The 12242-nt window shown below is 56.6% G+C and carries 13 protein-coding genes; 7 read left to right on the top strand and 6 right to left on the bottom strand.

The features are described from left to right. Positions 1-71 precede the first annotated feature (71 nt). Complete coding sequence (locus DBY66_RS04815; protein WP_071668114.1) at positions 72-1382, top strand: MFS transporter; 1311 nt, start codon at positions 72-74, stop codon at positions 1380-1382. A gap of 97 nt (positions 1383-1479) precedes the next feature. On the opposite strand, the gene DBY66_RS04810 is transcribed toward DBY66_RS04815, so the two are convergent. Then, on the bottom strand, positions 1480-2028 hold the full coding sequence (locus DBY66_RS04810) for an XRE family transcriptional regulator (protein ID WP_040113746.1): 549 nt from the start codon (positions 2026-2028) through the stop codon (positions 1480-1482). Positions 2029-2147: 119 nt separating this feature from the next. On the opposite strand from DBY66_RS04810, the gene DBY66_RS04805 reads away from it, so the two are divergent. The 3 genes from DBY66_RS04805 (at position 2148) to corA (ending at position 4239) form a co-directional block, all read left to right on the top strand. Continuing rightward, entirely contained in the window at positions 2148-2804 is a 657-nt protein-coding gene (locus tag DBY66_RS04805) for an AzlC family ABC transporter permease (protein ID WP_223811784.1), read from the top strand. Next, positions 2794-3114: an AzlD domain-containing protein gene (locus DBY66_RS04800; protein WP_040113737.1), complete on the top strand. Its 321-nt coding sequence runs from the start codon at positions 2794-2796 to the stop codon at positions 3112-3114. The genes DBY66_RS04805 and DBY66_RS04800 overlap by 11 nt, the downstream gene beginning before the upstream one ends. Before the next feature lie 120 nt (positions 3115-3234). Next, entirely contained in the window at positions 3235-4239 is a 1005-nt protein-coding gene (gene corA / locus DBY66_RS04795) for a magnesium/cobalt transporter CorA (protein ID WP_094110794.1), read from the top strand. A gap of 58 nt (positions 4240-4297) precedes the next feature. On the opposite strand, the gene DBY66_RS04790 is transcribed toward corA, so the two are convergent. Then, the gene (locus tag DBY66_RS04790; RefSeq protein ID WP_040113735.1) at positions 4298-5032 is read right to left on the bottom strand and encodes an SDR family oxidoreductase; all 735 of its coding nucleotides are present in this window, start codon (positions 5030-5032) and stop codon (positions 4298-4300) included. A gap of 158 nt (positions 5033-5190) precedes the next feature. Here DBY66_RS04790 and DBY66_RS04785 point away from each other — a divergent pair, with 158 nt between their 5' ends. Both DBY66_RS04785 and DBY66_RS04780 read left to right on the top strand, forming a co-directional pair. Continuing rightward, positions 5191-6108 carry an AraC family transcriptional regulator gene (locus DBY66_RS04785; RefSeq protein ID WP_040113733.1) on the top strand — a complete coding sequence of 306 codons (918 nt, stop codon included), beginning with the start codon at positions 5191-5193 and terminating at the stop codon, positions 6106-6108. Positions 6109-6645: 537 nt separating this feature from the next. Next, a complete protein-coding gene (locus DBY66_RS04780) occupies positions 6646-7044 on the top strand; it encodes a response regulator (protein ID WP_108569799.1) in 399 nt (132 codons plus the stop codon). Positions 7045-7146: 102 nt separating this feature from the next. Here DBY66_RS04780 and DBY66_RS04775 read toward each other — a convergent pair whose 3' ends face one another. Continuing rightward, entirely contained in the window at positions 7147-8571 is a 1425-nt protein-coding gene (locus tag DBY66_RS04775) for an MFS transporter (protein WP_108569800.1), read from the bottom strand. A gap of 110 nt (positions 8572-8681) precedes the next feature. On the opposite strand from DBY66_RS04775, the gene DBY66_RS04770 reads away from it, so the two are divergent. After that, the gene (locus DBY66_RS04770) at positions 8682-9353 is read left to right on the top strand and encodes a MarR family transcriptional regulator (RefSeq protein WP_071668109.1); all 672 of its coding nucleotides are present in this window, start codon (positions 8682-8684) and stop codon (positions 9351-9353) included. A 46-nt stretch (positions 9354-9399) separates the two neighbouring features. Here the strand turns inward: DBY66_RS04770 and umuC are convergent, their stop codons facing one another. The 3 genes from umuC to dsdC form a co-directional block, all read right to left on the bottom strand. Beyond that, positions 9400-10662, bottom strand: a complete 1263-nt coding sequence (umuC, locus tag DBY66_RS04765) for a translesion error-prone DNA polymerase V subunit UmuC (protein WP_108569802.1) — start codon at positions 10660-10662, stop codon at positions 9400-9402. Positions 10663-10664: 2 nt separating this feature from the next. After that, the gene (locus DBY66_RS04760) at positions 10665-11042 is read right to left on the bottom strand and encodes a peptidase (RefSeq protein WP_040113719.1); all 378 of its coding nucleotides are present in this window, start codon (positions 11040-11042) and stop codon (positions 10665-10667) included. 124 nt (positions 11043-11166) lie between these two features. Further along, a complete protein-coding gene (gene dsdC, locus DBY66_RS04755) occupies positions 11167-12090 on the bottom strand; it encodes a DNA-binding transcriptional regulator DsdC (RefSeq protein ID WP_224144879.1) in 924 nt (307 codons plus the stop codon). Positions 12091-12242: the final 152 nt, after the last annotated feature.

Genomic DNA, 12242 nt, shown 5'->3' with positions numbered 1-12242 from the left:
ATTTATGCGAACGGGTGACACACTACCCGGTTGACCGTCCCTGTTCAGAGTCATGGTACGCGGAGAGAGTGATGAGCGCAGTAGCCGATCCTTCAGTAATCCAGTCGCGGCGGGAAAGTGCCGCCATCTATCGAAAAATAACGTTAAAACTGATCCCGTTTCTCTGCCTGTGTTATCTGGCAGCCTACCTGGATCGCATTAATATTGGTTTTGCCAAGCTGCAGATGGCAAGCGACTTAGCGCTAAGCGAAACGGCGTTTGGTCTGGGTGCGGGTCTGTTTTTTGTGGGTTACATTCTGTTTGAAGTGCCAAGCAACCTGTTTCTGCAACGCACCGGCGCACGGATCTGGATCGCGCGGATCATGATCAGCTGGGGAGTGCTCTCGGCGTTAACCCTGCTGGTAAAAACTCCCGGTCAGTTCTATACGATCCGCTTTTTACTGGGCGTGGCAGAAGCAGGGTTTCTGCCGGGCGTGCTGTTTTATCTGACCCGCTGGTTTCCCTCATGGCGACGCGGCCGCATTATTGCGCTGTTTATGCTGGGTCTGCCACTTTCCAGCATCATCGGCGGCCCTCTATCAGGCTGGATCATGACGCACTTCGACAAACTGCACGGGCTGCATGGCTGGCAGTGGCTGTTTCTGCTGGAGGGCCTGCCGAGTATTCTGCTGGGGCTGATGACGCTGCGAATGCTGCCGGATGGCCCGGCAGAGGCATCCTGGCTTAGCGTTCAGGAAAAACAGGTCATTGCTGATGAACTCCGCAGCGATGCGGGCGAAGCTGCTGAAGCGAAACACCGGCTGCGGGATGGCCTGCTTAATCTGCGGGTGGTGATGCTGGGCGGAATCGATTTCTCCATACTGCTCAGCGCTTACGCAATGGGCTTCTGGTTACCGACGCTGCTGAAAAAAGCAGGCTCCACCGATCTCACCACGATTGGTTATCTTACGGCGGTCCCAAGTCTGGCCGCGCTGGCTGGCATGCTGCTGATTGGAGCCAGCTCAGACAGGCTGCGCGAACGCCGCTGGCATATTATTGTTCCTTTTATCATCGGTGCAGCCGCAATGGCCTGCGCGCCCTTCTGGAGCAGTAATGTGGCTGTAACCGTGCTGCTATTTTCCATTGCGCAGGCGATGATTATTGGTGCCGTGCCGGTTTTCTTCAGCCTGCCCGCAACCTTTCTGACCGGTACTGCCGCCGCCGCAGGTTTTGCGCTCGCCTGCTCAATTGCCAATATTGCAGGCCTGGTCAGTAATTCTGTTATGGGAATTGCGCTGGATATGACCGGCAGCAGCGACGGAGCGCTGTGGCTGTTTGCTGCCTGTTTATTGCTCAGCTGCCTGCTGGTACTGGCACTGCCGGCAAAACTGGTCAATCGCTGATCGCCATAAAGCGCGCCTGTTACGGGCGCGCTTTACTGATTACAGTGAACGTTGCGTACACGTCAGGCAGGACGCGTTTATTCAGGCTCAGGCGATATCAGTTCTGCTCAGAGAGTTGCACCGCCATGGTATCGGCTTCCAGTGCTTCAAACACGTGGGGTTCATCAGCGGGATAGCAGATGTAATCGCCAGGATTCAGCTCCACCGGCGCATCGCTGGGTCCTACCCTGGCCCGCCCGCGGGCAATGATAACGTGCTCAACCGAACCGGGCGGATGCGGCTTTGAAGCGCGCGGCGCGCCTGGCTGACTGGTCACCAGATAGAGGTCGCGTCGCCCGCCTGGCGGGCAGCTGGCGAGCAGAGCCGCCTGATAATCAGCCAGTTCAGCCGACACAATCATCCCTTCACCTTTGCGAATAACCTGCAGACGTTTTACCTCTGGTTCCAGCAGGCGGGCGAAAGGAATATTTAACGCGACACAGAGCGCCCAGAGGGTTTCGATACTGGGATTGCCGTTGCCCGCTTCCAGTTGTGAGAGCGTTGATTTTGCCACACCCGCACGGCGAGCCACTTCAGTCAGTGAAAGTCCGGCACGCTGCCGCTCGCGGATCAGCCCGGCGGCAATAGTATCAATCGGTGGTGTCACAGCAGCTCCTGTTCGTTTTATCGAACGTTTGTTCATCTTGTAAAACAATTTCTGAACGTTCATTATACTGTCTTTACTGTTCGGTATGAGATCAATATGTGATGCGTGCGGGGATTAACGTGCTTGATCGCGGCGTGATAAAAGCGATTGTTCTGGTTTGTCTGGCAGACGGTATTGTGGGCCTCTCCTATGGCTCGCTGGCCGCTGCACAGGGTTTTCCGCTCTGGGTGCCGATAGCGCTCTCTACGCTGGTGCTGGCAGGCGCTTCGGAATTTCTGTTTATCGGCATTGTTGCTGGTGGTGGAAGCCCGCTCACTGCCGCCGCCGCCGGGTTGCTGGTCAATGCGCGCCATCTGCCGTTTGGCATTGCGGTAAAAGATCTGGTGGGGCAGGGAGGCCGCAGCCTCCTTGGCTGCCATATCATGAACGATGAGAGCGTGGTATTTGGTATCTCGCAACCGGGGCTGCAGCAGCGCCGGGTTGCCTACTGGCTGTGCGGACTCGGTATTTTTGCGGTCTGGCCACTCACCGTTATCGGCGGCGCCATGATTGGCCGCTTTATTCCTGACGTTTCCGCCATCGGGCTGGATGCGGTTTTCCCGGCGATCCTGATTGCGCTGATTTTTCCGGCGCTGCGCAAACGGCGGACACGCATTCCGGCGCTGGCCGGGACCGCACTCTCTGTCGCGGTCACGCCTTTTGTACCGGCAGGAATGCCGGTGCTCTTTTCCCTGCTGGGGTTGCTGAGCTGGCGGGAGCGTAAAGATGGACAATAGTCTGGTCATTGCCGGTATCGCGCTGCTGGCCGTCGGAACGTACGCTATCCGTTTTGCCGGATACCGTCTCGGCAGCCGGCTGCCGATGTCAGAAAAAACGCGCAATATGCTGTCAGATGCTGCCACGGTCCTGTTGCTGGCGGTGGCGGTCACAACCGCACTGTTTGAAGGAACGCACTTTGCCGGCATCGCACGGGTAGCAGGCGTTCTGTTTGCTGTTTTTCTGGCATGGCGACGGACGCCGTTGATTCTGGTTATCGCAGGAGCCGCAGCAATGACGGGATTACTGCGTTATCTGGGCGTGCCGTAACGACTTTTCAGGCTGGCAATATCCGCCTGCCACGGCTTTTGCTACCCTAACAGTATAAGGCGTCGCTTCCGGATCCCTTCAGAGAGCGACAGAGTAAGCCAGAGCAGGATTGAGGCAAAAATGGAAAAGCAGGAACGAACCGACAATCATGCAGATGAGATCGTCAACTGCGTGGTCTATCGTCATGGCGAGCGGCAAGAGCATGTCGATGTTGCAGAGATCAGCGATATCCTGAAAGAAGACAAATCGTTCGTCTGGCTTGGGTTATACCAGCCTGAACCCGCTTTTATGCAAAAGCTGCAGGAGGAATTCGGGCTGCACGAGCTGGCGATCGAAGATGCTCTGCTGGCGCATCAGCGTCCTAAGATTGAACAGTATGGCGAATCGGTATTTATCGTGGTCAAAACGGCGTATATGCAGGCGCAGCAGCACATCACGTTTGGTGAAACGCACTTCTTTCTGGGCAAAAATTTCCTGATTACGGTACGCCATGGATCGCGGGAAGGCTATGCCGCAATCCGGGAAAAAGCGGAAAAGAATCACGCCATGCTGTGCCAGGGACCAGGCTATGCACTCTACTGTATCCTCGATTTTATCGTAGACAACTACAGTAAAATCACACAAACGCTCAGCGAGCGTATCGGTAATCTCGAAGATGGGATGTTTTCCACGCGCTTTGATAACCACGCGCTGGAGCAGGTCTACCATCTGCGACGCCAGCTGCTGGCGCTGCGCAACGCCGCGATGCCGGTCACTGAAATCTGTCCGCAGCTGGTTCGTTTCCATGAAGATATTATCCCAAAAAATCTGCGCGCCTATCTGCGCGATGTGCAGGATCACGCGCATCACGTCATGATCGATGCAGAGGATATGCGTGAAACGCTGGCCAGTGCTATGCAGGTCAACCTCGCACTGGTCTCTGTACAGCAAAGTGAAGTGAATAAGAAGCTGGCGGGCTGGGGCGCCATTTTGATTGTGCCAACAATTGTATTCAGTATGTATGGCATGAACTTTTCCGACATGCCGGAGCTGCACAGCCATTTTGGTTATCCGGTGGCGCTGGGATCAACGCTGCTTATCTGCTGCATTATGTGGTGGCGGCTGAAGCGCGCGGGCTGGTTATAACGACGCCCGCGCGTCGATGCCTGAAATTTCAGCCTGAAATCGCCAGAATTTTTATGGCTTAAAACGGGCTGGCAGTAGGGCGCAGCGTGATTTCACTGACGTCAACCTCGCCAGGCTGATCGATAGCCCAGCTGACCGCCTGCGCTATCGATTCCGGTTTAAGGGCGATAGCCCGAAAGCTGCGCATCGCCTCCTGGGCCACATCGTCAGTGATGCTGTCAGCCAGCTCAGATTCCACTACGCCTGGATTGATAACGGTAACGCGCAGAGCGGACGACTCCTGCCGTAATCCCTCAGAAATAGCGCGGACGGCAAATTTAGTGGCGCAGTAAACCGCCGCGGTGGGTGAGACCGTAAGCGCCCCGATTGACGCGATATTGATAATGTGCCCCGCCTGCTGCTGCTGCATTGCGGGCAGTACTGCAGCGATGCCGTAAAGCACGCCGCGCACATTAACATCCAGCATCTGGTCCCACTCTTCAACTTTCAGTGAAGCCATCGGAGAGAGCGGCATCACGCCCGCATTGTTAATCATCACATCAATCCGCCCATATTTTTCAATGGCCAGACGGGCTAATGCCTGTGTATCAGCGCGCTGCGTCACATCTGTCGTCAGATAATCTATCCGGGCACCCTGCTGCTGCAGCTCATCACACAACGATGCCAGACGTGTGGCCCGGCGTGCACCAAGGATCAGCCTGTGACCCTGCCTGGCCAGATAGCGGGCGATGGCTTCACCGATACCGCTGCTGGCGCCGGTCAGAATAATTACTTTCGCTTTTGCATCAGTCATCTTTTTTTCCTCGTGTGAAGTACCCTGCTATTGTTGAAAAATGCCGCAATCGTCAACAGACCTATTCACTGCGCATCTTTGCCTGATCCTCTCGCAGAGCGAGCCGCGCGCTGCGCCTTGTGACTAAGCAGGAATTCAACTATCCGGGAGAACGTGTGATGAATGACGTGCAACAGCAGATTTGCACTTTGCTTAACCAGCTGGCACCGCAGGAGGGATATACAAAATCCCTGCTGGATAGCGTGTTATTTATGCGGGCTAATCAGCAGTGGGCGCGCACGCCGGTACTTTATGAGCCGGGCATCATCATTATCTGCCAGGGCGCTAAGCGTGCCTTTCTGGCGGATAATGTCTACCGCTATGACGCGCAACACTATCTGGTATTATCTGTGCCTCTGCCATTCTCAGCGGAGACTGAAGCGACGTCCGCTGAGCCGCTGCTGGGCCTGGCGATCCGTTTTGACGTTAACGTACTGGCGAAACTCATCGCGCAGGTGCCGGCAAAGCCTGCGGGTGAAGAGAGGGCGACGGCTGCTATTATCTCCACGCCGCTGGATAGCACACTGCTACAGAGTACGCTGGCACTGCTTCAGGCATTACGGGATCCGCTTGAGGCGCGGATACTGGGGCCGGCCCGTGTGGAAGAGATCTGCTTTCGCATTCTGATGGGGCAGCAGGGTGCCGCTGTACGCGCCGCGCTGGCGTATCAGGGCCATTTTGGCCGCATTGCCCGGGCGCTACAGCAAATCCATGATAACTGGCAGCAGCCTATAAACGTTACGCAACTTGCCCGTGAGGCGGGCATGAGCGTGCCGCGTTTTCATCTGCACTTTAAAACCGTTACACAAACTTCACCCATTCAGTATCTTAAATCACTGCGCTTACATCGTGCACGACTGATGCTGATCCAGCAGAACCTGACCGCAGCCGGGGCAGCTGCGCGTACAGGCTACGAAAGTGACTCACAGTTCAGCCGCGAATTTAAACGCCTGTTTGGCCGCAGTCCGGCAGAGGAGGCGCGCATAATGAAACGGGCATTTACGCTGCTGCCAGCCGAACCATACGACCTGTTTTAGCACCCTGCACGCGGGTAACGGCTGACTGAGCATCACCCCCTGCCACAGAAAGAAGCCTGAATGTTTTAAAGCGAATCCCCCAGTTAATCGTGGTATTGGCGGCTGCGTTATCCAGACTTGTGCCGATGGCGTTCCGGGAAGGGATATGAAAAGATCGCGCATCTTTAAGTGAAGCACCGCTGCCGCCTCAGGAACAGCGCATTGCGCTGCGCGCGACAGGTTTCCGGCAGCCGTGCTGCAGGCTGTTGTCAGCCATGCTGCAGGCACTTTTTATCGTTCAGGCTGACCTCTCTTATTGCACTGCAGCCTTACGGCAACATGTCGCTTCTGCTGCACGATAACGGAAGAACAACCCTGAGGCAGGCTACGAACTTTTCTGAAATAGAGGCTGGCAGCCGCAATCTGTCTTCGCCAGTCAGTACCAGGTTTTTCTGCAAATGCGCCCGGCGCTGTACCTGAACGGTCAGCGGGTGCTGATAAATCGCGCCAGATATGGTGCAGAGATAACGTTAATTTTCCCGGTGGCGGAGTAATGGAATGAGCGCGAAAGTGTGGTTAGTGGATGATGATTTGTCAGTAAGGGAGTCGCTGGGATTTCTGCTGAAAACCGTAGATTACGAGGTGGCTGACTTCGGCGATCTGGCGACGTTCGACGCCGTTGCCAGTGCAGAAGCGCTGCCGCTGCGCGGCTGTCTGCTGGTGGATGTGCGGCTGCCCGGCATGGATGGGCTTAACTGGCTGACCGAACAGCGCGCCCGTCATCCGCTGCTGCCGGTTATCCTTATGACCGCGTATGGTACGCTTGACGTCTGCCGCAGCACGTTTCAGGAGGGAGCGTTTGCTATTTTTACCAAGCCGCTCGACATTGAACCGCTGCTTGCAACCCTGCATCGTGCGATGAATGAGAGCGAACAGCGTGCAGTGCAGCAGGGCTGACGCTTTCTGTTATCTCGCTCAGCCCGTCGGTAACGTCTGTATTCCGCATAACGTTCTGCGCCAGATAAAGCGCCTCTGACAACTGTCAGAGGCGCTCCGGCTTTAGCTGGTTTTCTGCTGCTTAAATCCGGTGAGCACCTTTTTAGCACTCAGCAGAGAGAGCAGCGGGGCGGCTGCCATAACGGCAAAAAGCAGCCAGGCCGCAGAGGAGGCGCCAGCGATTCCCCCCGGCGCCGACAGGCCTCCGGCGTTAGCGAGCATGCCGGCGATGGCAGAACCCAGAGCGGTAGCAAACAGCTGAACCGTAGTGATGGAGGTGGCTGCGGCATCCTGATCGTCTGCGGGAGCCACCTGCAGGATGCGCGTCAGTAAATGGGGCCAGCCCAGCCCGATACCAAAACCAATCAGCGCCAGTCCTGTCCCGATCAGCACAAGTATCTGTCCGCTGCTGCTGGCTGAGCGTGGCGTCACAATAGCCAGCAGCACCATGCCCGCCAGAACCAGCGCCGGTCCTGCGGCAATTGCGCGCTTAATGCCCCGCGTCTGCCAGCCGGAGCTCCAGATCTCTGATACCGTCCAGCCTGCGGCCATCAGCGCGGCCACATAACCCGAGATCAGCGGCGTCTGCCCATGCAGGATTTGAAGAAAATAGGGTACAAAGGTTTCACTGGTCATACCGATAATGAGCAGTGCCATGGTGATATAGAGCGCCAGCAGAGGCGAGCTGAGGCGCAGCGCATTACGCGGTAACAGGCGTGTTTCACTGATAAACTCCTGGCGAATTAACAGCAGCAGCAGAATAACCGCCGCACATATCCCGGCTATATTCACCGCAATGTCAGAGGACATGCTCGCTGCGCTCACGGTCATAACGGCCGCAACCAGTAACAGCAGCTGCATCCAGGGGAGCTTTCCGGTGTGGGAAGTATCGGTACGATTATGAGCAGGGAAAATCAGCCACACCAGCAGCATATAACTCAGCGTGACGGGGATCAGTATGCCAAACGCCATGCGCCAGGCGTCCATTTCAGCAAATATTCCTCCGGCCGCCGGGCCCAGAAGCGTCGCCACGCCCCACATGCCGGAGATCAGCGCCATCGCGCGCGGCCAGAGCTTTTCCTCAAAAACGGCATAGATCATGGCATAGCAGAGCGCGAACAGAAAACCACCGCCCAGCCCCTGTAGCGCCCGACCTGCCAGCATTACCGGCATAGCGGGCGCCAGTGCGCAGACCAGACTACCCGCGATAAAAAGCAGCGCCGCCAGCAGATAGGCCTGTCGCGCGCCCGTCACCGCCAGCAGACGCGCGGTCAGCGCTGAGCCCAGTATTGAGGCGACGACAAACAGCGTTGTGTTCCATGCATAGAGGTGGAGTCCGCCTATCTCCCTGATGACGGAGGGAAGCACCGTAGTGGCGATGTAAACATTAATGGCGTGCAGTGCAACGCCGCCTGAAAGCGCAATAGCAAAAAACAGGTTTTTGCCTCCCAGTAATTCACTCCAGCTTCCTTCCTGTCCTGACGACATATAAGCCTCCCGGCATGCGTTGCGTCATATGCCCCGTTGCTGAGCGCAGCGGGATCCATTACATTAATAAAACAAGACAACGCTTGGATTATTAAAGAGGGTAAAATATTTTGTCAAGCAATCGCTTGTTAAACTCGGGCGATAGAGCACAGGCAACACCAGAGCGCCTGCTTTATCTGCTGAAAACGCGCGGGCCACTGCAGTCTGCTGAGGCGGGAGAGACGCTGGGCATGACGGCTGAAGCGGCACGCCAGCAACTCAGCAAACTTGCCTCATCAGGGCTGGTAGAGTCGTTCTCCCGCAGCAAAGGAGTTGGACGTCCGGGGCAGTTCTGGACGCTGACGCAGGCGGGCCACGGGCGGTTTCCGGATTCCCATGCGACGCTGACGGTGCAGCTGCTGGATACGGTACGGCACGCTTTTGGTGAACAGGCGATCGATCACCTGATAGATTTGCGCGAACAGAGCAGCCGCGCCGCTTACCAGCGTGAGCTACAGGATGCTGTCGATCTGCGGGATCGGGTGGCGCGGCTGGCGGCACTGCGGTCGCTGGAGGGCTATATGGCAGAGTACGAGGAGCAGGATGACGGAACGCTCTTGCTGATTGAGAATCACTGTCCTGTCTGCGCCGCTGCCGCCGCCTGTCAGGGATTCTGCCGCGCTGAACTGATGCTGTTCAGCGAGGTGCTGGAGGCGAAAGTCGAGCGCGTTGAACATATTCTGCAGCAGGCGCGACGCTGCGCTTACCGCATTACGCCGTTCACAGAGCACGCTGCAGAGTAAGGTTTGATGCGCAGGAGCAGACTGACTCGCCGGAGGCGACAGCCTGCTATCGGATCACAGGGATATCGGCCAGGCGAGTGGTATAGCGGGGTGAGAGCATGTTGCGTTTCATCTGCCACGCCTGGTTTCCTGTCGTCTGGCTGGCGAAACCGATTTTGCCTTTCCCTGAACGGTTTATGGCGTCGAGAGCGGTCATCAGCGCATCCGCATTGGCACGCGGCTGCTGCTGGCTGAACATATCAAACTGCGTGCTGCCTGACTGCCAGAAGTCGCTCAGCATTACGCCCGCTTTGGCATAGCGAAAGCCGTCGCGCCAGATAGCGTTCAGCCCCTGCAGAGCAAAGGCGACGATGTCACGCGTGTCCGCCGTTGGATATTGCCAGCTGACGGGCGCGGTAGCAGAGTACCTGGGATCGTCGCCATAGCGGCCGGTCGTCACAGAGACGGTGAGATGACGGCAGCGGGAGCCCTGCTGGCGCAGCTTTTCAGCAGCCCGGGTCGCATAGGCCATAACCGCCTGCTGCATATCATCCAGCGTCGTGATGCGCTGCCCGAAAGAGCGTGAATTAACGATCTGCTGTTTTGGCGGCGGCGCATCCTCCAGTGCCAGACAGGATTCGCCGCGCAGCTCGCGTGCAATGCGCTCAACAATCACATCAAATTTTTTGCGGATCGTACTGGTATTACTTTCTGCCAGATGCAGCCCGGTGGTGATCCCCATATCTTCCAGACGCTGGGCGATTCGCCAGCCAATACCCCAGATATCGCCAATGCGCGTCAGCTGCAGCAATTTTTGCTGGCGCAGGGGATCGGAGAGATCGACCACGCCGTTTGTTTTCGTCCACTGCTTGGCCGCCTGATTCGCCAGCTTGGCCAGCGTTTTGGTCGGGCCAAAGCCTACGCCTATGGTCAGGCCGGTTTCCTGGCGGACGCGCTCGCGCATCTGCTGACCAAAGCGCTCCAGCGGCATATAACTGCTGATGCCCGTGACATCAAGAAAGCTTTCATCGATAGAGTAAACTTCCTGCCCGGCAGCCATCTCATCGAGTATTGCCATCATCCGCGCCGACATATCGCCATAAAGCTCATAGTTAGAACTGAAAACGTGTACGCCATTGTCACGAAAATAGCGTTCATGCTTAAACCAGGGGGCGGCCATCTTTATACCCATGCGCTTTGCTTCAGCTGAACGGGCAATCACGCAGCCATCATTATTTGATACCACGCAAACGGGTTTGCCGCGCAGATCGGGCCTGAAAATGGTTTCACAGGAGGCGTAAAAATTGTTGGCATCAGCAAGCGCAAACATACCTATTCTCCTGCAGGCCCGGTGAACCCCTGGCCCGCGATATCATTAAGCGCATAAGCCACCACGCCCCACACCGGCAGCGGCTGGTTCTCGTCGAGCAGAACGATAGCATCGGACCTCTCCAGCGACTGCAGCGCCGGAACGGGTTTCAGCAGCAACCTGCGCAGCACCAGTTCACCCTCAAATTCCGCCACAATAATCTGACCGTGCCGCGGCGTCAGTGCCCGATCAACTGCCAGCACTGAGCCTTTGACGATACCCGCCTCCGGGCAGGCTGTATCACTGCGCATCAGGTAGGTGGACCAGGGCGACAGCGAGACGATATCACCCAGGTTCAGGCGCGCTTCGATAAAGTTTTGAGCCGGATTCTGAAATGCCATATGCCTGTTTCGCTGAGGATAAAAAGGGTGGGCAAGTGTCCGTCTATTATACCCGATCTGCTTAAAAATAGCGCGGTTTACGCCGTGATCCTGCTCTGCCAGCGTGACGATACTATGAGCGTAATTATTTCTCTTTCGCCGCGGTTTCCTGCAGCCAGCGGATAAAGGTTTCTGTTTTTGGCCAGCGTCTGTCGGCGCGGGTAGCGATGTAATACCGTTCGCTGCACAGCAGCGCCAGGCGCGGGAAAGGCGTTATCAGTTCGCCAGAGGCGATACGCTGTTTCACCAGCGCCTTACGTCCCATCGCGATGCCGGCATGGTTTATCGCTGCAGCAACCGCAAGCTCTGCCTGATCGAATTCGGCACGGCGCGCTGCCGTAATATCCACGTCAAAATGCGCTGCCCACAACCGCCACTCATTTTCTCCGGAATCGATACTCCACGCCTGACGATCGTGCAGCAGGCGACAGCTCCGGAGATTCTCCGGGCAGTCCGTCAGCCTGAATTGTGCAGCGTAGCGCGGGCTGCAAACCGGAATAATATGTTCATCCATCAGCGGGTCCAGGTGAAATCTGTCCGGCACGTCAGCATCAAAACAGATGGCCAGATCGGCACCCATTTTATGCAGGTCGACCGGCTCGTTTCCGGTATTAATAACGAGATCGATAGCGGGGTTTTGCTCCAGAAAAGAGGCCACCGCCGGTGCAAGCCAGGCGTGCGCAAACGACGGGCGACTGTAAACCGTAAGCCTTCCGCTGGATCCCTGATTTCTGATGCCCTGAATTTCCCGGTTGAGGTAGTCGAGTGAGGTACTCATGGCATTGAAGATCCGCTCACCCTCTTCGGTCAGCAGCACCCTGCGGTGTAAACGGGTGAACAGCGAGATACCGAGCTCTCTTTCCAGCTGGCTGATACGGTGGCTGACAGCGCTGGGCGTCAGTGCCAGCGCCGCCGCCGCTCCGGCAAACGAGCCGTGGCGGGCAGCGGCTTCAAAGGTGAAAAGACGTCCCAGCTGGCCACCCTCTATTTCACGCATCTCAGAGAACACATTTTTCACCTTTACTGTTTAAACTGCTGATTTAGCAATTAGTTATTTAACCGGCGTGGACGTTGCAGATAAAAATGCACAATGCGTGCTCGCCTGTTGAGTTAGCTGAGCTCATGTTAAGTTGAAAAACCATCGTTTGTCACCGCGCAGCC

Origin of the sequence: Pantoea sp. RIT413, assembly GCF_003057675.2 — a bacterium.
Lineage (GTDB): Bacteria > Pseudomonadota > Gammaproteobacteria > Enterobacterales > Enterobacteriaceae > Pantoea > Pantoea eucrina.
Note: the sequence above shows the minus strand (reverse complement) of the source record. Positions and strands in the feature narration are given on the sequence as shown.

Coding starts and splice junctions, on each gene's coding strand:
- DBY66_RS04815 (WP_071668114.1), top strand. CDS start 72: ATGAGCGCAGTAGCCGATCCTTCAGTAATCCAGTCGCGGCGGGAAAGT.
- DBY66_RS04800 (WP_040113737.1), top strand. CDS start 2,794: ATGGACAATAGTCTGGTCATTGCCGGTATCGCGCTGCTGGCCGTCGGA.
- corA (WP_094110794.1), top strand. CDS start 3,235: ATGGAAAAGCAGGAACGAACCGACAATCATGCAGATGAGATCGTCAAC.
- DBY66_RS04790 (WP_040113735.1), bottom strand. CDS start 5,032: ATGACTGATGCAAAAGCGAAAGTAATTATTCTGACCGGCGCCAGCAGC.
- DBY66_RS04785 (WP_040113733.1), top strand. CDS start 5,191: ATGAATGACGTGCAACAGCAGATTTGCACTTTGCTTAACCAGCTGGCA.
- DBY66_RS04780 (WP_108569799.1), top strand. CDS start 6,646: ATGAGCGCGAAAGTGTGGTTAGTGGATGATGATTTGTCAGTAAGGGAG.
- DBY66_RS04775 (WP_108569800.1), bottom strand. CDS start 8,571: ATGTCGTCAGGACAGGAAGGAAGCTGGAGTGAATTACTGGGAGGCAAA.
- umuC (WP_108569802.1), bottom strand. CDS start 10,662: ATGTTTGCGCTTGCTGATGCCAACAATTTTTACGCCTCCTGTGAAACC.
- DBY66_RS04760 (WP_040113719.1), bottom strand. CDS start 11,042: ATGGCATTTCAGAATCCGGCTCAAAACTTTATCGAAGCGCGCCTGAAC.